The organism is Comamonas sp. 23 (assembly GCF_049601575.1).
GTDB lineage: Bacteria > Pseudomonadota > Gammaproteobacteria > Burkholderiales > Burkholderiaceae_C > Comamonas > Comamonas squillarum.
The window spans coordinates 201,785-219,058 of sequence record NZ_CP187127.1 but is presented as its reverse complement, the minus strand read 5'-3'; the positions used below and the strand labels follow the sequence as shown (position 1 = coordinate 219,058).

General features: G+C 61.4%; 15 protein-coding genes. 7 read left to right on the top strand and 8 right to left on the bottom strand.

Annotated elements, in window-relative coordinates; translation table 11 throughout:
* Positions 1-59 precede the first annotated feature (59 nt).
* Positions 60-254, top strand: a complete 195-nt coding sequence (locus ACPEE1_RS00880; RefSeq protein ID WP_021027169.1) for a heavy-metal-associated domain-containing protein — start codon at positions 60-62, stop codon at positions 252-254.
* A gap of 2 nt (positions 255-256) precedes the next feature.
* Entirely contained in the window at positions 257-733 is a 477-nt protein-coding gene (gene cueR, locus ACPEE1_RS00875) for a Cu(I)-responsive transcriptional regulator (RefSeq protein WP_423934974.1), read from the top strand.
* Between the two features lie 76 nt (positions 734-809).
* Here the strand turns inward: cueR and ACPEE1_RS00870 are convergent, their stop codons facing one another.
* Complete coding sequence (locus ACPEE1_RS00870) at positions 810-1,889, bottom strand: recombination-associated protein RdgC (protein ID WP_116925342.1); 1,080 nt, start codon at positions 1,887-1,889, stop codon at positions 810-812.
* A gap of 312 nt (positions 1,890-2,201) precedes the next feature.
* On the opposite strand from ACPEE1_RS00870, the gene ACPEE1_RS00865 reads away from it, so the two are divergent.
* Both ACPEE1_RS00865 and ACPEE1_RS00860 read left to right on the top strand, forming a co-directional pair.
* Positions 2,202-2,756: a Spy/CpxP family protein refolding chaperone gene (locus tag ACPEE1_RS00865; RefSeq protein WP_423934973.1), complete on the top strand. Its 555-nt coding sequence runs from the start codon at positions 2,202-2,204 to the stop codon at positions 2,754-2,756.
* Between the two features lie 175 nt (positions 2,757-2,931).
* Positions 2,932-3,495, top strand: a complete 564-nt coding sequence (locus ACPEE1_RS00860) for an acyloxyacyl hydrolase (protein WP_116925344.1) — start codon at positions 2,932-2,934, stop codon at positions 3,493-3,495.
* Between the two features lie 3,459 nt (positions 3,496-6,954).
* On the opposite strand, the gene ACPEE1_RS00855 is transcribed toward ACPEE1_RS00860, so the two are convergent.
* The 3 genes from ACPEE1_RS00855 to ACPEE1_RS00845 all read right to left on the bottom strand — a co-directional run bounded on the left by ACPEE1_RS00855 (position 6,955) and on the right by ACPEE1_RS00845 (position 8,742).
* Entirely contained in the window at positions 6,955-7,317 is a 363-nt protein-coding gene (locus ACPEE1_RS00855; RefSeq protein ID WP_021027174.1) for an HPF/RaiA family ribosome-associated protein, read from the bottom strand.
* Between the two features lie 278 nt (positions 7,318-7,595).
* Positions 7,596-8,156: a GNAT family N-acetyltransferase gene (locus ACPEE1_RS00850; protein ID WP_423934972.1), complete on the bottom strand. Its 561-nt coding sequence runs from the start codon at positions 8,154-8,156 to the stop codon at positions 7,596-7,598.
* Positions 8,157-8,271: 115 nt separating this feature from the next.
* A complete protein-coding gene (locus ACPEE1_RS00845) occupies positions 8,272-8,742 on the bottom strand; it encodes an FKBP-type peptidyl-prolyl cis-trans isomerase (RefSeq protein WP_021027176.1) in 471 nt (156 codons plus the stop codon).
* 199 nt (positions 8,743-8,941) lie between these two features.
* On the opposite strand from ACPEE1_RS00845, the gene ACPEE1_RS00840 reads away from it, so the two are divergent.
* The 3 genes from ACPEE1_RS00840 to ACPEE1_RS00830 all read left to right on the top strand — a co-directional run bounded on the left by ACPEE1_RS00840 (position 8,942) and on the right by ACPEE1_RS00830 (position 13,232).
* Positions 8,942-9,730 (top strand): 3-hydroxybutyrate dehydrogenase, encoded by a 789-nt coding sequence (locus tag ACPEE1_RS00840; RefSeq protein WP_021027177.1) that lies wholly within the window; start codon positions 8,942-8,944, stop codon positions 9,728-9,730.
* Between the two features lie 311 nt (positions 9,731-10,041).
* Positions 10,042-12,717, top strand: a complete 2,676-nt coding sequence (locus ACPEE1_RS00835) for a transglycosylase domain-containing protein (protein ID WP_423936498.1) — start codon at positions 10,042-10,044, stop codon at positions 12,715-12,717.
* A gap of 41 nt (positions 12,718-12,758) precedes the next feature.
* Positions 12,759-13,232 (top strand): lysozyme inhibitor LprI family protein, encoded by a 474-nt coding sequence (locus tag ACPEE1_RS00830; protein WP_423934971.1) that lies wholly within the window; start codon positions 12,759-12,761, stop codon positions 13,230-13,232.
* A 13-nt stretch (positions 13,233-13,245) separates the two neighbouring features.
* Here the strand turns inward: ACPEE1_RS00830 and ACPEE1_RS00825 are convergent, their stop codons facing one another.
* From ACPEE1_RS00825 to ACPEE1_RS00810, 4 genes are all read right to left on the bottom strand, one after another.
* Positions 13,246-14,088 carry a siderophore-interacting protein gene (locus ACPEE1_RS00825; protein ID WP_423934970.1) on the bottom strand — a complete coding sequence of 281 codons (843 nt, stop codon included), beginning with the start codon at positions 14,086-14,088 and terminating at the stop codon, positions 13,246-13,248.
* Between the two features lie 236 nt (positions 14,089-14,324).
* The gene (locus tag ACPEE1_RS00820; protein WP_116925349.1) at positions 14,325-15,062 is read right to left on the bottom strand and encodes a hypothetical protein; all 738 of its coding nucleotides are present in this window, start codon (positions 15,060-15,062) and stop codon (positions 14,325-14,327) included.
* A gap of 146 nt (positions 15,063-15,208) precedes the next feature.
* On the bottom strand, positions 15,209-15,814 hold the full coding sequence (locus ACPEE1_RS00815; RefSeq protein ID WP_182344356.1) for a glutathione S-transferase family protein: 606 nt from the start codon (positions 15,812-15,814) through the stop codon (positions 15,209-15,211).
* Positions 15,815-15,885: 71 nt separating this feature from the next.
* A complete protein-coding gene (locus tag ACPEE1_RS00810) occupies positions 15,886-17,124 on the bottom strand; it encodes a CaiB/BaiF CoA transferase family protein (RefSeq protein WP_116925351.1) in 1,239 nt (412 codons plus the stop codon).
* Positions 17,125-17,274: the final 150 nt, after the last annotated feature.

Here is a 17,274-nt window from a genome sequence, read left to right as displayed (position 1 = left end):
CCTTCACACCGTGTCAGCTTTCAAGATCAAGCCATCAACTACAGGAAAAGGAAACTCTGATGCAAAACACCTTCCAAGTCCAAGGCATGACCTGCGGCCACTGCGAGCGTGCCGTCACCCAGGCTGTGCAGCAGCTCGACGCCCAGGCCAAGGTAGCCATCGACCGCGCCCAAGGCAAGGTGGTGGTCGAGTCCAGCCAGCCCGCTGACAAGATCGCAGCGGCCATTGCGGCCGAAGGCTACCAGGTCCAGTAAGCATGGCCAGCCCGTCACGCAAGCCTGCCACTGAGCGGTCCATCGCCTGGCCGGTGTCCATCAGCCAGGCAGCCCAGCTGGCGGGTATTTCTGCGCGCATGGCGCGCCACTACGAATCGCTGAACCTGCTGCCCAATGTGCACCGCACCGACAGCGGCTACCGGCTGTATACCCAGTCCGATGTGCATACCCTCTCCTTCATCCGCCGCTGCCGCGATCTGGGCTTCTCGATGGAGGAGATCGAGAACCTGCTCAACCTCTGGCACGACAAGCAGCGCGCCAGCAGCTCGGTCAAGGAGATTGCGCAAAAGCATATCGGCGCCTTGCGCGAGCGCATTGCCGCGATGAAGACGATGGAGCGCTCGCTGCAGGCGCTGGTGCACAGCTGCCAGGGCGACCAGCGCCCGGACTGCCCTATTCTCGACAGCCTGTCCGACCCGCATGCCGACCCTGACGCAGCCAGCTGCTGCAAGCACTAAAGCCCTGTCCAAGCATTGCACAGGCATAAAAAACGCGCTCCTGGGAGCGCGTTATCGTTTCTGCGGTTGGCCCAGATCAGAAAGGGCTGGAATCCGGATCCTGGTCCACCGGTGCCGATTTGGGCCCGGTCTGCATGCCGCCAGGCTTGCCAGACGCCTGGAATGGCTTGGCAGCGCCTACCCCCTGGCTCATCGGCTTGGCGGGCGCTGCAGCCCCTTCCCGGGCCGCTGCGGCGGGTTTGTCGCCCCGGTCGGGCAGCTGGCCCAGCTCGGTGCGGCCTTCGCCGCCCAGCGCCTGGATCAGGTCGGGAATCAGCTGGCTGAACTCCCCGGTGGCAATGGCCACATCGGCGTCAAAACCGCCATCCTCACTGGCGCCTTCCATCACCACATCGAGCAAGGCCACCTTCTTGAGCTGCAGGCCCTCGGTCAGCACAAAGCTGACCCGGTCATCCCAGGTCAGCGCCAGCTTGGTGGGCAGCTTGCCCTGGTCGATATGCTCACGGATCTCGTCGATGCCCAGCGGGTGGCGGGCATAGCGCACGACCGCCTTGGATTCATCGGCGCTCTTGAGCTCGCACTCCTGGTCAATGCTGAAGCCCGCCGGCGCATCGTAGCTGTGCAGCCAGGCAGACATCGCCCCCTGGGGGCTGTTCTGGGTGTCGATCAGCGCCACCGCAAAACCGGGCGAGGCCTCCACCAGCATGGTGATCACTTCGTCGGCACGGCCCTGGCTGCTCGTGTCCAGCACCAGGAGGCGCGCCTGCGGATCGATCCAGATCCACAGCCCGCCCTGCTTGGTAAAGGCCATCGGCAGCAGATCGAGCTTGCACTCGTCCTTGAGCTCCTGCTTTTCCTTCTTGCCGGGCTTGCGGCCTTCCTGGGCTTCGATATGGGCGAGCTTTTCATCAACTTTGCGGTTGAGCACGCTGGCGGGCAGCATCTTGCTCTCGCTCATCAGCCGCAAGATCCACTGGCCCCCTACCGACTCGACCATCGCGCCGTGCTCCTCGCCGCGCGGAGGCACCCAACCGGTGGATTTTTCCTGGGTAGCGCCGCACTGCTCAAACTGCTGCTTGGCCAAGGCCGTATCCAGCGCGACCAAATCCGGCTGCCAGGTTTCGGAGATGCGGTAAAAAATCATGTTCTTGAACATGCCATTCCTTTGTTCTGGGGGGCTGCAGTCTTGCGCAGCAGCCCTTTAAAAAACACAAGCGGCCCTGGTGTGCCGCACTGATCTGCTGTCCATTGTGCCGCGAATCGGGCCCGTCCCAGCCCGATGCGCCAGGCAAAAAACCGGGTTTGCGATGGGTGGGCGCTGGTAGCAGCAGCGCTTGCCTCCCCCAAAGCCACACAACCAAAATTGCTAATTCTTTACACAGCCATACCGGCCAGTGACAGCGCTATTACATGGCAGGCGGACACTGCAGACATCGCATAAGACATCACAACCCGGAAAGGAACCACTATGTCTCTCTTACAACGCAGCGCCATCGTGACCGCCATGCTGGCCAGCCTGTCGGTTTCCAGCTTCGCCCAAACCCCGGCTGCCCCCGCAGTAGCCCCCACCACACAAAGCGCCCCCGCCCCTGCCAAAAAGGCCCATGGCCCCGAAGCACGCGAGGCACACATGGCCAAACGCATGCAGGCACTCAAGGCCTCGCTCAAGCTCAATGCCAGCCAGGAAGCCGCCTGGACCAGCTATATGACGGCCGTCAAGCCCCAGCGCCCGGCCCCCGGTGACCGCCCTGAGCGTCCAGACTTTGCCAAGATGACCACGCCAGAGCGTATTGACGCGATGCAGGCCATGCATGCCAAGCACCAGGCTGCGATGGACCAGCGCAACCAGGCGACCAAGGCTTTCTATGCCACCTTGACGCCTGAGCAGCAAAAGACTTTTGATGTGGAAACCTTGAAGATGCATGAGCGCCGCGGACGCGGCCCGGACGGAAAGGGCCCGCATGGCCAGCGCCATCAAGGCCCCAATCCGAAACAGACTGTTCCACCTATGGACAGTAAATAGGGCAACCGCCCGCCTCCTGGCATCTGTCTCCCTCTCCAACCCCTCCTGCGCAGCCCTGACCAGCTGCGCTTTTTTGTGCCTGTGTATATGCCCGTGACAGCGTCAGCGGTTGCATACAGACAACATCCTGCTTTTGCTGACAAAAGCTGCTGTGGTCCAGGTGTAACATTATTTAATGCAATACCGCCCTCTCCTCTCCGCTATCGGCTTGTGCGCGCTGACTGTCTGGAGTGCCTCTGCCCAAGCGCAGTTTGCCGACAAGCGCAACAGCCCCACCCTGTACCTGCAAGCAGGGGTTGCCGAACGTGACGCGCGTGCGCTCACCATTGGCTCGACCATCCCAATGGATTGGAAGACCTATTGGTGGGGCCATGCGGTCACCGCCCATTGGGACATGAGCCTGTCCGCCTGGAACTCCGACCGCATGGAGCAAGAAGGCAGCCGCACCATTGCTGTGGTTGGCCTCGTGCCCACGATGCGCTTTCACAGCAAGAGCCAGTACCCCTGGTTTGTTGAAGCGGGCCTCGGCGGTTATGTCTCCAGCAAGCTCTATGAAAGCCGCGACAAGCGCTTCTCGACCGCTTTCAATTTCGGCACCCACATCGGCGTGGGCTACTTTACCGGCATGCGCCGCGAGAATGAATGGTCGGTGCGTCTGGAGCATCTGTCCAACGCCTCGATCAAGCGTCCCAACCCTGGCGAGAACTTTGTGCAGCTGCGCTACGCGCGCCACTTCTGATCGCCCCATAACCCCCCCTCTTCCCCTTCATACCGCCATCTGGCGGTATTTTTTTGCCTGTCTGAGGGGTTATGGGCTGGAAACGCCGTTCGGGGCCTCTACGCAGCCATAGCGGCGCTTGAGAGGCTGGCGGTGTCGAATGGGCTACAGGTCAAACGGGCTGTGGCAAGAAGCCATACCGATGACTGTATAAAAATACAGTTATCGCAGATGAGGGTCCAGCTCCTTGATCCATTGCACGACCACCACCTGCCAAAAGATACCAAGGCTATAGAACACTCTCACGGCCATTCACGGCCGGCAGAGACGGTGTAAGCCATCCTTGGCCCCAACCACTCCCAACCCCGCTTGACCCCCTCTACCCAGCGCCAGGCAACGCCTGGGCAGGCTCCAGCGGCTTGGTGGACGGATCTGCAGGGCCTGCCGGGCGATCCGCTGCGATGCGTTCCCTGCTGCGCAACGACACCTAGGCGGCAGCCGCACCAATCAATGCCGCCTTCTCATCCCGCCATATGCCGCGCAAAGCGGCATCCGCACTCGCCAAGCATATCCAAAAGTATAGCTAACACCTATGCTGGGCTGTGCATTTGCGCACAGCGCCCCTCTCTGTGTGATCGAACTCTGGGTCAGTACGACAGTGCTGCGACCAAGCACCCCAAGTTATAGGATGCCCTCGTCCATAGGGGAGAGGGATGCTGAGGTGATGTGCTGCGTATTTTGAGAACTGCTCTGCCCCGCTCACTTCTGCCGAAGAGGCTTGACTTTTCACAGTCTGAAAATTTTCAAGATATGAAACTTTGCCGAGCTTGCCTTTGGTTTTTCTTTTATTTTCTTTAAAAGAATAGTAGATAGTAGTAGAAGGGCCCCACCTTCTGTGGATAAGTCCATTAAGCCCAATGCTGTCAACCGTTTGAAATTTTTCCAACCATGTTGATGGTACCCCTTCATCCTTGTCACTGCGAAGTGGATAAGTCCGGCATCTGGGATATTTCTGTGGATAAGCTGATACGACCATGCGCATTATCCACAGCCATTCTTCAATCTCAAATTCTCACCAAGTGATTGATAATTAATAGCTTATCCACAATCACTCAGTGATCAGCACAAAATGGTAGCACCCGCTGGACTGCTGTGCGCAGGAAACTCTGGGCCGCAAATATTGTCCACAATACCTAGGCGGCGATCGGCCACTTTGGATGCCGGAGAGTTTGGCCCATTAAATTGTGGATAAGTTTTTTATCGTTACAAAACAAATATCTACTGCACTATTGGTCTGTGGACACCGGACGCTATTTCCGGTGCATGGTAGTGGAGCAAGTTCGCGATCTGGCTTCTATCTGTGGATAACTAGGGGATTGTTAGGGGCTTGTACCGATTGTTATACACAGCTCTTTTGGGGCTCCTCCCATCGGTTCTGGAGGTGGCCGCTGAGGGTCCACCGTCTTTCCAAAAAGATACCCAATAAAAACAACAACTTACTGGCTAGCAACGGCCGCTTAGGGATACAAAGCCATCTGCCTGGGGCTGACTTTTGGGCAAAGAGACGTTCGCCAGGCCTCCAAAAACTGCATGTGCAAAACAGCGGACCAGCGCCATTCGCATAGGCAGTGGTGCGCCTCACACCCGCGATGAAGGCCGCTGCCCGCGATGCGCCACATCTGTGGACATCTCGCGCCTGATGGGATCGTGGCGTCGCGCCGGGACGGCAGTCCGGCGCCGACGGTTGGCGGAGCTCGCCGCTGGGGAGGATCGGCGCATTCCGGTATTTGCCCGCACCGGTCTTTTCTTCGTTTCTGCTGTGCCAGGCGATCAAGCGATGCAGTCAACAGCCATCGCCAGGCCCAACAAGCGCGCGGGTGGTCGTCGCGCCCTCAGCGCAACGAGGGGCGTCGCTGATTCGGGCGCTTTCGACGCAGTGTTTTGGTATTCACCGGCTATTGCGCACGTGTTTGGCATCGAACAAGCACGTTCGACCGGGACCTTCTGACGCAAGCGCAGATCGAGGGATGGCGCTAGGCTGATTTCTGCCAGCCCCCAGCGGCTGGCGCAGAGGGCGATGACGGTGATTGACGGCATCTCAGACCGGAGTGCGCTGGATCCTGGGCCCCTAACGACAAAGCCCAAATTTCAATTTGAATAATTCAAATAAACTGAAATCAAAAGCGATTCAATTCAAATCAATGACAGCACTACAAGGCGAGCATATACGAACGAATGCCTAATTTTTATGCAAAACTGTCGAAAAGGGAGCTTGCTTTTTCAACAAGTTATCCTTATCGTGCTTGTGCATAATATCTCACATCGTGGGATATTTCACCATATGAGAGTCTGGTGGTGGGGGGTTATGCACATAGGCATGGCAGGAGCCTCCCTCTACGATGGCGCAAATTTGTGGATAAGTAAAGGACTTATGCGATAAAACGACAAGCACTTTTCCCCGGATGACTTATCCACATGTTGACATGTGAAGGTGGCTGTAGCATGGATTGTGGATAAATTGATCCATAGAATTTCGAGTTACCCACAGGGTTCTGTAAATTTCCTGTTTAAAGCGAGTCACTTGTATTCTTATGCACAGTGCTTACGAAATAACTTTCCATCGTATAAATGCTTAATAAATAGGCGATAAAGATCAAAAAATGTGGAAAAGTATGTGTATAGATTGCATGCCATGCTCAAGTCCTACGGCTCAGCAATGCGGATATTTAAGTGAAAATTGCGGGCAGTTATGCGACATATGTGCGGCATATAGCTATTTTTATTTGATGAAGCCACTCCAAACATAGCTTCTCTCAAGTCACATCTATCTGTGGATATCTTTCCAGTCAGAAAATTTGACAGAGAAATTTTTCAAATGTGCATAAGCTGTGTGCAAATCAATAGACTGAGCGCATGAAGATATCCACTGGTTTTTCGGCGTCTGAACGCCTGGTCTGAACAGTGCATTCAGTGGATTTGAACGACCGTGATTCGGCGTTGCTGCGTTCGTGCCCCAAGCTTTTTCGAGCTCTGCGGATGGAGGGCAGCATTGAGGGCCGTTGGAGGAGGGCACAGCGCCAGAGCAGGCGCGCTCGCGCTGTCCTGTGTCCGCCTCTGTCTGCCGGTAGCTGCCTTGTGTTCTGCCATGGGCGCTGTACGCCGGCAGACATGCGCGCTGCAGCGTTATTCAGGTCCCTGCCAAGGCGGCCGGCGCTTGGCGCCTAGGGGCTGGGTGCGGATTGCCGAGTGCCGAGCGCGTGGGCCGGCGTAGGCGCAGCCAGTCTGGTGTTGGCGAAGTTTTTTTGCTTGGGTGGTGTTGCGAGCGCTTGCGCTGCACCGACCGACTGCGCGGCGCCCGAGCTGCAAACCACGCAGCTGGTGGGTGCCAGGGCCGCGAAAACAGCAAGCCTCAGAAGCAAAAAAGCACCGCCAGGCGGTGCTTTGCTCAGAAGGGTGGGCGGTGCTGGCCCGGTTCAGCCCTTAGGCTTCGACATCCTCATCGGTGCCGGTACGAATGGTTTCGCGGTTGCTCTTGTCGCGCATCTTGGCGATGTCGGTGTCCAAAGCACGGTGCAGTTTTTCCAGCGCTGCGTTGAAGGCTTCGGCGACCTTTTCGGCCTCGGCGTTGACAGCCAGGGGTTGGCGCCCGGTAGCCCGTGTTTCCATCACACAGCGCTTGCCTTTGCCGCCGTTTTTCAGGGCGTCCACATCGGTGAGGTAAACCTCCACCCGGGTCACATATTCGCGGAAGCGCGAAAGCTTGTTTTGTACCTCGGTTTGTGCCCATTGGGAGAGGGATTCTCCGCCTTGAACATTGTCACCAGCGTGCACTTGAACTTGCATGGATGTGCTCCTTTCTCGAACATGCTGGGCGGCAGCCCAGCTATAGCAACCGGATGCAGCGAAGGCCATCGCCTTGCGGCACCTTGTTGATCACATCCTAACTCGCAAAACTGCAACAAAGGCTGCGACATGGTCAATATGCGTAAAAGCCCTGAGAAAGATCAAGCGTCCTACAGCCTGCTGGGTGCGCGCTCGGACGGCGGGGCAGGGCGGCGGTTGGCTTGAAACGCGGCGAGCCATCCCCAGCAGCCGGTCATGGCGGCCGCGCAGTGCAAGGTTTAGGTTGCTGCGAATTTTGAAGCGGACAAGCGATACAGCACATGGGCTCGCAATGGGTGGTCCTCAGGCAAGGCAGGGTGCGCAAAATCGCCTGCCAGGTCGCGCTCCATGCCCAGGCGCTCCATCAGTGCTTGCGATGGCAGGTTGCTGGTGGTCGTGAAGGCCACGATGTCAGCCAGCTTTACATGGTCAAATCCGACGGCCAGTGCCGCCCGCGCGGCCTCAGTGGCCAGGCCCTGGTGCCAGGCATGGCGCGCCAGGCGCCACATGATTTCGACGCAGGGAGAAAAAGGCAGCTCGGCCTGGGGCACATGCAGGCCGACGATGCCGATAAATTGCTGGTCCTCCAGCCGCTCCACCGCCCAGACGCCCCAGCCGCGCTCGGCCATCAGCGCCTCGCAGCGGTCTGCCATCGCGTCGCTCTGCGCCCGCGTCAGCGGCGCGGGGAAGTAGCGCATTACCTCGGGGTCCGCCGTCATCGCGGCAAAGGCCTCCCTGTCCTGCGGCTGCCATTGGCGCAGCTGCAGGCGGGCGGTTCGGGGCTCGATCAGGGTGGTCATGGGGTCGCTGCTCCAATGAAAAAGCGGCCTGCACGCAAGGCCTTTGCGTGAGCCGCTGGGGTGATCAACAACGCCAAGAGGGCCGTGCACTGCACCGGCCCGCTACGCGGCAGTATCAATGGTGGTGGCCGTGCGCGCCATGCACATGGCGGTGGGCAATCTCTTCTTCGCTGGCTGCGCGCACATCGACGACCTTGCCGCTAAAGCGCAGCGCCAGGCCGGCGAGCGGGTGGTTGCCATCCAGGTGCACTTCCGGGCCCTTGATCTTCTTGACATAGAAGGCCTGGGGCTCGCCGCGGTCATTGGCGCCGCGCAGCTGGCCGCCCACCTTCACGCCCGGTGGGAACTCGCTCTTGGGGATCACGCGCACGAGGCTCTCGTCGCGCACGCCAAAGGCATCTTCCACTGCCAGATCCACGCTGGTGCTAAAGCCCACGGCCTGGCCCTCAAACGCAGCTTCCACCTTGGGGAAGATGTTTTCATAGCCGCCATGCAGGTAGGCGAGGTTGCCGCTGTCCAGCGGTTTGCCTTGCGCATCGGTCACCTTGTATTGGATGGTGACGGCGCAGTCTTTGGTGATGTTCATGGTCTTGTTCGAAGAGTCTGGCAAAAACGCAAGTGTAGGGGCTGAGGCGGGGTGGGCGCAGCGCCTTGCCGGATGGCAGGGGCAGCGCCAAGGGTTTGGTGATTGTCATGCAAACGGCTTGCTCTCCTACGGCAGCATGCTGCAGCGCAGCGCGAGACTGGCTATTTGTGACCGCTTTTCCGGTCGAAAGGATGAAGAAATGGTTCAGCAACTCGCAGGCAAGGTGGCCTATGTGACGGGCGCCGCCAGTGGCATTGGCAAGGCCATCGCCGATCTGTATGCGCAGCAGGGCGCCAAGGTGGTGATCGCCGATCTGAAGCAGGAAGCAGCCGAGGCGGCGGCCCAGGATATTGCCAGCAAGGGCGGCACCGCCATGGGCCTGGCGGTCGATGTGACGCAGGAAGACCAGGTCGACGCCTCTGTCGAAGCCGCAGTGAAAGCCTATGGCGGCATCGATATCCTGGTGAGCAATGCCGGCATCCAGATCGTCAAGCCGGTGCAGGACTTTACGTTGCAGGAGTGGCAGAAGATGCTGGCCATCCAGCTCGATGGCGCCTTCCTCACCACCCGCGCCTGCATCAAGCACATGTATGCGCAGGGCCGTGGCGGCAGCATTATCTATACCGGCTCAGTGCATTCCAAGGAGGCCTCCAAGCTCAAGGCGCCCTATGTGACGGCCAAGCATGGCCTCGAAGGCCTGGCCAAGGTCGTCGCCAAAGAGGGCGGCCCGCAAGGCGTACGCGCCAATGTGATCTGCCCGGGTTATGTGCGCACGCCGCTTGTGGACAAGCAGATCCCCGAGCAGGCCAAGGAGCTGGGCATCAGCGAGGCCGATGTGATCAAGAACGTGATGCTCAAGGACACCGTCGACGGCGAGTTCACCACCGTGGACGATGTGGCACGCGTGGCACTGTTCTTTGCGGCGTTCCCCACCAATGCGCTGACGGGGCAGTCAATGATCGTGAGCCACGGCTGGTTCATGGAGTGATGCTGGCCTGCCCCGCGCTGGCCTGCGGGGGCGGTATTGCTGGGGTGGCAAGACCTGCAGGCAATATTCTTCTGCAACGTGCCGTTTAATGCTGCCAAAACGCTCGAAATTCGGTCTTGTCCCATTTCTATAGCTTATGCCCGCCCCCTACATTTGTTACATGGTTTGCAGTCTGCTTTGCACAGCCGACAGGTGGGGAAACCGTGCCTGCCCGACAATGGCGCCTTGGCCAAGGCAGCGGTGCGGACAGCGCGCTGCCGGCCCAGGCTTTGCAGACTTCTTCCATGGCGATCCCCCTTCTCTCCGGTTTGATGAACACCTTGCGCCGCGCAGCGGGCGCCTTGCCCGGGCTGGCCCGGCGCCTGCGCCCTTGGCTGGCCGCACGCAGCAAAAAGCAATGGTTGCTGGCGGTGGCAGCCTTGCCGGTGCTGCTGCTGCTCTATGTGCTGCTGCTGATTCCGCTCACCCCGTCGATCGGCGATATCCAGAAAAACAAGGTCGAGGCCCCCACCCAGCTGTTGTCGGCCGATGGCAAGGTGCTGGCCCAGTACAAGCGCGCCAACCGCGAATGGGTGGCGCTGAAGGACATTTCACCGAACGTCATCAACGCGCTGATCGCCACCGAAGACCACCGTTTTTATGAGCATGGCGCGCTCGATTGGCGCCGCACCTTTGGCTCTGTGCTGCACACGGCGATGGGCCGGCCCCAGGGCGGCTCCACCATCACCCAGCAGTTGGCGCGCAATATGTTCCCCGAGGAAATCGGCCGCGCCCGCTCGCTCAACCGCAAGCTCAAGGAGGCCGTGACCGCCTACAAGATCGAATCGGCCTACACCAAGGACGAGATCCTGGAGACCTACCTCAACACCGTGCCCTTTCTCTACAACGCCTTTGGCATCGAGATGGCCGCACGCACCTATTTTGACAAGCCCGCCCAGAAGCTGAGCGTGCTCGAAGCGGCGACCCTGGTGGGCATGCTCAAGGGCACCAGCTACTACAACCCCGTGCAAAACCCGGAGCGGGCCCAGCAGCGCCGCAACACCGTGCTGGCGCAGATGAACAAGCACGGCAAGCTCAGCGACCAGGATTTTGAGACCCTCAAAAAACGCGGCATCAAGCTGGATTTTGAGCGCCAGGACGAGGCCGTGGGCATGGCACCGCATTTTGCGCAGGCGCTGCGCAAGTGGCTGATCGAATGGGCCGACGCCAACGACTACAACATCTATGCCGATGGCCTGGTGGTGCAGACCACCATCGACTCGCGCGTGCAGCAATGGGCCAACCAGGCCGTGGTGCGCCAGGGCCGGCAGTTGCAGGTGACAGCCAATGGCCTGTGGAGCAACCGCAACCAGTGGACCGCCAAGAACCCGCTGGTGCAAAGCTTTGTGCGCGAAAGCGCAGTCTACCGCCAGGCGGTGGCCGATGACCAGGACAAGGACGAAGCGCTGCAGCGCCTGCTGGCTGATGCCGACTTTATGGCCAACCTGCGCCAGGACAAGGTGCGCGTGCAGGTGGGCTTTATGGCCATGGACCCACGCAACGCCCATGTGCTGGCCTGGGTGGGCAGCCGCGACTTTGCCATCGACCCCTTTGACCATGTCTCGCAAGCGCGCCGCCAGCCCGGCTCCACCTTCAAGCCCTTTGTCTATGGCGCAGCGCTGCAGGATGGCGCGTTGCCCACCGACCAGCTGATGGATGAGGCCGTGCGCATTCCGCTGGGCGGCGGGCAGTTCTGGCGCCCCACCGATGGCGGCCCGCCTTCTGACCAACCGATGACCCTGGCCGACGGCCTGGCCTACTCCAAGAACACCATCACCGCCCAGGTGATGGCCAAGGTGGGGCCCGCCAAGGTGGCCAAGCTGGCGCGGGCGCTGGGTGTGCGCGACAGCAAGCTTGAAGATGTGCTGTCGCTGGCGCTGGGTACCAGCCCGGTCACCTTGCAGGAGATGGTGACCGCCTATTCCACCCTGGCCAACGGCGGCGGCTACCGCGCGCCCGTCATGGTCACCCGCATTACTGACCGCGAGGGCAAGGTGCTGGCCGAGTTTGAGCCACCCGCGCCGGAGGTGGCACTGGACAGCGGCGTGACCTACGCCTTGATCGACATGATGCGCGGCGTCATCACCAAGGGCACGGGCCGGGGTGTGGCGCGCTATGGCGTCAGCGGCGACTGGGTGGGCAAGACCGGCACCACGCAAGACAATGCCGACGGCTGGTTCATGCTGGCGCACCCCGACTGGGTGGGCGGCGCCTGGGTCGGCTTCAACGACAGCCGTGTGCAGCTGAACGACTACTGGGGCCAGGGCGCCCACAGTGCACTGCCTGTGGTGGCCGAGGTGGCCGCCGCATCGCAGCGCGCCAAGCTGGTGCAGGCACAGGCCCGCTTTGAGATGCCGGCCGAGAACAACACCTTTGTGCAGCGCCTGCGCAGCTGGATGCTGGGCTTTGGCGACAACAAGCAACCGGTCGATCCGTTTGAGCAGCCGCCTGCGATGCAGGAGCTGCCCGATCGCGGCAACCCCGGTGATGCGCCCATCATCGACGACCCCGAGGCCCGGCCGATAGGCCAGGGCGGCGCGGGCCCGCGCGGCCCCAGCGGTGAGGGCGACTACCCCGTCTTCCAGAACAACCCATCTCCAGCGCAGCAGCCGCAGATGCCTGCGCAGCGCCCGGCCGATCCGAGCCAGCCGCAACCCGGTGTCGTGGTGCCTGGCGCGTCGTCCAACCCTGCGCCTTCCAACCCGGCACCGGCCAGCGTCTCTCCTGCCCCGGCCTTCCCCGGCAGCGCCAGTGCGCCCCAGGGCCAGCCCGCGGGCAACCCACCGCCGATTGAGCGCGGTGTGGTCGTCTCGCCGGTGTCGTCCGGTACCGTGGGCCAACCCGTACCCACGGCCGATGGCGGCATGGTCTGGCGCCGCGCCACCCCGTCTGGCACGGCGGCGCCGCAGTCCGGCAATGCAGGTATTGCGGCCAGCGAGGTCAATTGATCCCGCTGCCCATTTTTTAAGCACTCATCAGGAGGATGTTCATGGTCTTCAACCACCGCCGCCAGCCCCGCAGGCTATGGATGCGCGCCGCTTGCCTGGGCGCTGCCATATTGGTATCAACAGCCGCGAAGGCCGTGGACAACCCCGATGCCCCCGACCGCCTGGCCGCGTTTGAGCAGCGCATACAGCCGCTGGAAGCGGCCATCGGCAACCAGAACACGACGGCAGACATGCTGCGCGCCAGCAGCGCCTATGCCAAGCAGCTCGATGTAGAGCTGAACCAGACCTACCGTGCGCTGATGGCCAAGGTGGGCGCCACCGGCGCGCAAAAGCTGCGCGCCGCGCAGCGCAACTGGCTGAGCTTTATGACCACCGAGGCCGCCTTTATCGACGGCACCTGGAACGCCCAGGACTTTGGCAGCTCCTCAGCGCTGTCGCGCAGCGAGTACCGCAACAGCCTGACCAAGGCGCGCATCGTCCAACTGCTGGGCTATCTGCGCGCCTATCCTGAATAATGGATGTGTGCGGTCACTCTTCAATGACTTCATGCACGCCGGAGCTGCCACGCTTCCAGTAGGCCGCTGCCTTGGTCCATTTGGGGTGGGCGCCATGCTCGGCAATCAGCGCTGCACGCAGCGCCTTGGCGGCCGTCGATTCCAGCGCTACCCAGTTGTAGTAATCGCCGGCTGGCGCATCGATCTGGCGCAAAGCCGCTAGCAGCCGCTGCGCATCGCCAGCTGGCTGGCCCTGGCGGTGCGCCCAGTGCACCTGCAGGTCGGCAGCACTGTCCAGCTTTTGCTCGTCGGCTGCGTCATTCACCTCCACCACCACCACCGCCTGGGTGCCGGCAGGCAGCTCGCGCAGGCGGCGCGTGATCGCTGGCAGCGCCGCATCATCACCAATCAGCAGGTGCCCATCAAACGCCGTGGGCACGATGAAGGAGCCACGCGGCCCCGCAATACCCAGTGCATGCCCAGCGGCCGCCTGCAGCGCCCAGGCAGTGGCAGGGCCGGCCTCATGCACCGCAAAGTCAATCGCCAAGGTCTGCGCCTGCGCATCGTAAGAGTGGGGCGTGTAGTCCCGCATCGCCTCGCGCATCGCGGGCGGCAGGCCTTCGCTGCCGGGTGGCGGCAGCTGCAGCTCGCCATTGGCATCCGGAAACAGCAGCTTCACATGGTCATCAAAGCCCAGGCTGCTAAAACCCGCCAGGTCAGCACCCTGCAAACGGATGCGCAGCATATGCGGCGTCAGCTGCTCCACCGATGCAACGGTGGTGCGGCGCAGCTTGATCTCATGGCGCGCCCGCTCAGGCGCACGCGCAGCCAACAGCTCGGGGGAAGGGGAAGTGGGAAGGCTCAGTTGCAAGGGCATGGTGTGTTCATTCCGTGTGTAAGATATATCTTTTATCTTAAATGAGAACCATTTCTGTGGCTAGGGCGGGGTGGCAATCCCTGGTTGGGGTGTGGCTTTGGCGGGGGTGGGGTTGCGAAAGGGTGGGGGGTGTGCGCCAAGATCAGAAGGAGCCGGCAGTGAAGGGATGGTTCACAGAGGGGCATGCACGCGTGGTCTGGGTGTTCCCCTGAGTCCTACCGCAAGGCTTGGCAGCACTAAAACCTGGTGGCAAGTTGCGATTGGTAGAAATCGTGGAAGACGTCTACCGGGGCGGAAGTGGCCAGTGGTAGTAGCGGAAAGCATTGTGCGGGATTGTCTGCGCTGGCTTGACTGTCGACCCGCTGAAGGAACGCTGCCGCAGCGCTCTTTCGGACGCCGCCGTGGCGGTTCAAAAACTGGCCCCACAGTGGCATGTTGCGAAATCGGTTGCTGGCCACCATTGCGTGCGCGGTGTAAGGCGGAGGAAACAGCCGCTTGTAGGTTGGCAAGTGGTAGAGCCAGGAGACACCCGCTATCTGCCTGGCTGATGGTTGCTCGGCGCGAACATGGGCCACGAGTGCAGCGAGCTCCGATAAGCGCAACCCCATGCGTTCGTCGCTCAAGGGTCCCTGCAAACTGTGGTCGTCGTTGTGGAAGTGAAGCCTGATCTGACCCGGCTCCCCCAAAGCATACGAAAAACAGCCGAATGTTGCGATCACCGAGTCGGGACGGTCAAGGTGCGGACGCTGGGTGTAGACATGGTAGGTCCATGCACCAAGGTCCGGATGGTCTTTCAGCCCCGCAATGTAGGCCATCCATCTGGGGTGGTGGGGGTCGAAATCTCGACCGCCCACTAGTCGGACGTAGAAATTCGTGTAGTCGAGCAGGGCCGTCTCCAGCTTCAGGTTCGCCAGTACCGCGATCTTTCTGGCGAAGTAGATCTGGAGATCAAAAAATTCCTTGGCGTAAGCCATCGCAGTAGCACTCCATGAGATTGCCGTTACGTTCGGATTTTGGGGCCTTGAACCGGGAATCGAGCCAGCCGTATCGATGAACCGTTTGCTAGGCCCTCCGTCCTGGCGATGATTCAGACAAATGGAGTCCCACACACTGCGTGCGATCAGCCGTCCACCGGCTCGGTAGCCGCCACGGATGGGCGCTGTTGCATCTTCGCAAACCATGCCGCCAGCTGCGGTGCCTGTTCGCGCCATCCCAGCGTCTCGAAACGGTAATCGATGTAGCCCAGCGCGCAGACGAGGGTCAGATGACCGATGCCAAAGGCGCGCGCCTCCAGCGCCGGGACCTCGCCCTCCAGCAGATCCAGGCTGGCGCGGGTCTTGTGCTCGAACGCGGCCAATAGGGCCGCCAGCGGCACGGCGCGCTCGCGCTCGTTGCGCCACAGAATCAGCGCATCGAGCAGGCCGTCACCCAGCGCATGCCAGCGCAGCGCCGCCCAGCGGGCGTCGCCTTCCCGAGGGAACAGCGAGCCGCTGGCCAGATCGTCCAGGTACTCGCAGATGACGACCGAGTCAAACAGCGTCCGGCCGTCGTCCAGGATCAGTGTCGGGATCTTGGACAGCGGATTGTCCTGCATCAGGGCTGCATTGGGCTTGAGCATCGCGGCCACGGAGCGGACCAGCTGGAGCTGCTGCGTCAGCTGCAGCTCATGGGCGCAGATCATGACTTTTCGGACATACGGCGATTTGGGGGACCAGTGCAGTTGCATAGAAAACCTGGAAGTGACGACAGAAGAGCGCACCGGCGCTGGCGCGCATGGGGCATTGGCCGGTTCAGAGGCTACACCACACCACTGGCCAGCAGCTGGTCGATGCGCTCGGCCGAATAGCCCAGCTCCTCCAGCACCTGGCGCGAATGCTGCCCCAGCAGCGGTGGGGCCATTTGCTCCTGCAATGGTGTCTCGGAGAAGCGCATCGGGCTTACCACCTGCGGCACCTGCACGCCGCTGGGATGCGGCACATAGTGGAGCATGCCGCGGGCTTTGACCTGCGGGTCTTCGAACACGTCGGGCACCGAGTTGATGGCGCCGCAGGGCACGCCCGCGCCGTCGAGCGCCGCTATCAGCTCGGCGCGCGGGCGCTGGGCCAATTCATGGCGCAGCATCGCCGACAGGGCGGTGATGTTGCGCACGCGCTGTGCGTTGGTGGCAAAGCGTTCGTCCTGGGCCCACTCGGCGTGGCCGAGCACATCGCACAACTTGGCAAACTGGCCGTCGTTGCCGACCACCAGGATGGCGTCGCCATCGGCGCAGGCGTAGACATCCTGCGGCTGTATATTGGGATGCGCATTGCCGTTGCGCTGAGGCGTCTTGCCGGACACCAGGTAGTTCATGGCCTGGTTGGCCAGCATCGCCACCTGTACATCGAGCATGGCGATGTCGATCGATTCGCCAACGCCGCTTTCATCGCGGCGCGCCACGGCCGCGAGCACTGCCACTGCGGTATACATGCCGGTCATCAGGTCGACGATGGGCACACCGACCTTCTGCGGGCCGCCGCCCGGTTGGCCGTCGCGCTCCCCGGTAACGCTCATCAGGCCACCCATGGCCTGGATCAGGAAGTCATAGGCGGGCTGGTCGCGGCGCGGACCGGTCTGTCCAAATCCAGTGACCGAGCAATAGATGAGCCGTGGATTGATCTTGCGCAGGCTGGCTTCGTCCAGGCCATAGCGCGCGAGCGTGCCGGCCTTGTAGTTCTCCAGCACGATGTCCGACTGCAGGGCCAGGTCGCGCACGATCTGTTGTCCTTCTGCGGTGTCCAGGCTCACGGTGATCGAGCGCTTGCCGCGGTTCACCGCCAGGTAGTAGCCGGCCTCCTTGGTGTCCTTGCCCTCGGCATCCTTGAGAAAGGGTGGGCCCCAGGAGCGCGTGTCGTCGCCGGCGCCCGGGCGCTCCACCTTGGTGACCGTAGCTCCCAGATCGGCCAGGATCTGCCCAGCCCAGGGCGCCGCAAGAATACGGCTCAGGTCGAGCACCCGCAGGTGCGACAACGGGCCAGAAGCCACTTTGGCATTGGTCATCAGAAAGACTCCAGTCAGCTATGCAATGCCTGGACTTTAGGGCGGCATTGGCAGTGCGCCTAGCCGGTGCGCGCGCAAGGCTGAGATGCTTCAAGGCACATAGCAGGCTTGCGATGCAAGGGTCTTACTTGGGCGCAAGGCTCTGCATAG

Coding starts and splice junctions, on each gene's coding strand:
- ACPEE1_RS00830 (WP_423934971.1), top strand. CDS start 12,759: ATGGTCTTCAACCACCGCCGCCAGCCCCGCAGGCTATGGATGCGCGCC.
- ACPEE1_RS00840 (WP_021027177.1), top strand. CDS start 8,942: ATGGTTCAGCAACTCGCAGGCAAGGTGGCCTATGTGACGGGCGCCGCC.
- ACPEE1_RS00845 (WP_021027176.1), bottom strand. CDS start 8,742: ATGAACATCACCAAAGACTGCGCCGTCACCATCCAATACAAGGTGACC.
- ACPEE1_RS00855 (WP_021027174.1), bottom strand. CDS start 7,317: ATGCAAGTTCAAGTGCACGCTGGTGACAATGTTCAAGGCGGAGAATCC.
- ACPEE1_RS00810 (WP_116925351.1), bottom strand. CDS start 17,124: ATGACCAATGCCAAAGTGGCTTCTGGCCCGTTGTCGCACCTGCGGGTG.
- ACPEE1_RS00865 (WP_423934973.1), top strand. CDS start 2,202: ATGTCTCTCTTACAACGCAGCGCCATCGTGACCGCCATGCTGGCCAGC.
- ACPEE1_RS00870 (WP_116925342.1), bottom strand. CDS start 1,889: ATGTTCAAGAACATGATTTTTTACCGCATCTCCGAAACCTGGCAGCCG.
- ACPEE1_RS00815 (WP_182344356.1), bottom strand. CDS start 15,814: ATGCAACTGCACTGGTCCCCCAAATCGCCGTATGTCCGAAAAGTCATG.
- ACPEE1_RS00880 (WP_021027169.1), top strand. CDS start 60: ATGCAAAACACCTTCCAAGTCCAAGGCATGACCTGCGGCCACTGCGAG.
- ACPEE1_RS00835 (WP_423936498.1), top strand. CDS start 10,042: ATGAACACCTTGCGCCGCGCAGCGGGCGCCTTGCCCGGGCTGGCCCGG.
- ACPEE1_RS00825 (WP_423934970.1), bottom strand. CDS start 14,088: ATGCCCTTGCAACTGAGCCTTCCCACTTCCCCTTCCCCCGAGCTGTTG.
- ACPEE1_RS00860 (WP_116925344.1), top strand. CDS start 2,932: ATGCAATACCGCCCTCTCCTCTCCGCTATCGGCTTGTGCGCGCTGACT.
- cueR (WP_423934974.1), top strand. CDS start 257: ATGGCCAGCCCGTCACGCAAGCCTGCCACTGAGCGGTCCATCGCCTGG.
- ACPEE1_RS00820 (WP_116925349.1), bottom strand. CDS start 15,062: ATGGCTTACGCCAAGGAATTTTTTGATCTCCAGATCTACTTCGCCAGA.
- ACPEE1_RS00850 (WP_423934972.1), bottom strand. CDS start 8,156: ATGACCACCCTGATCGAGCCCCGAACCGCCCGCCTGCAGCTGCGCCAA.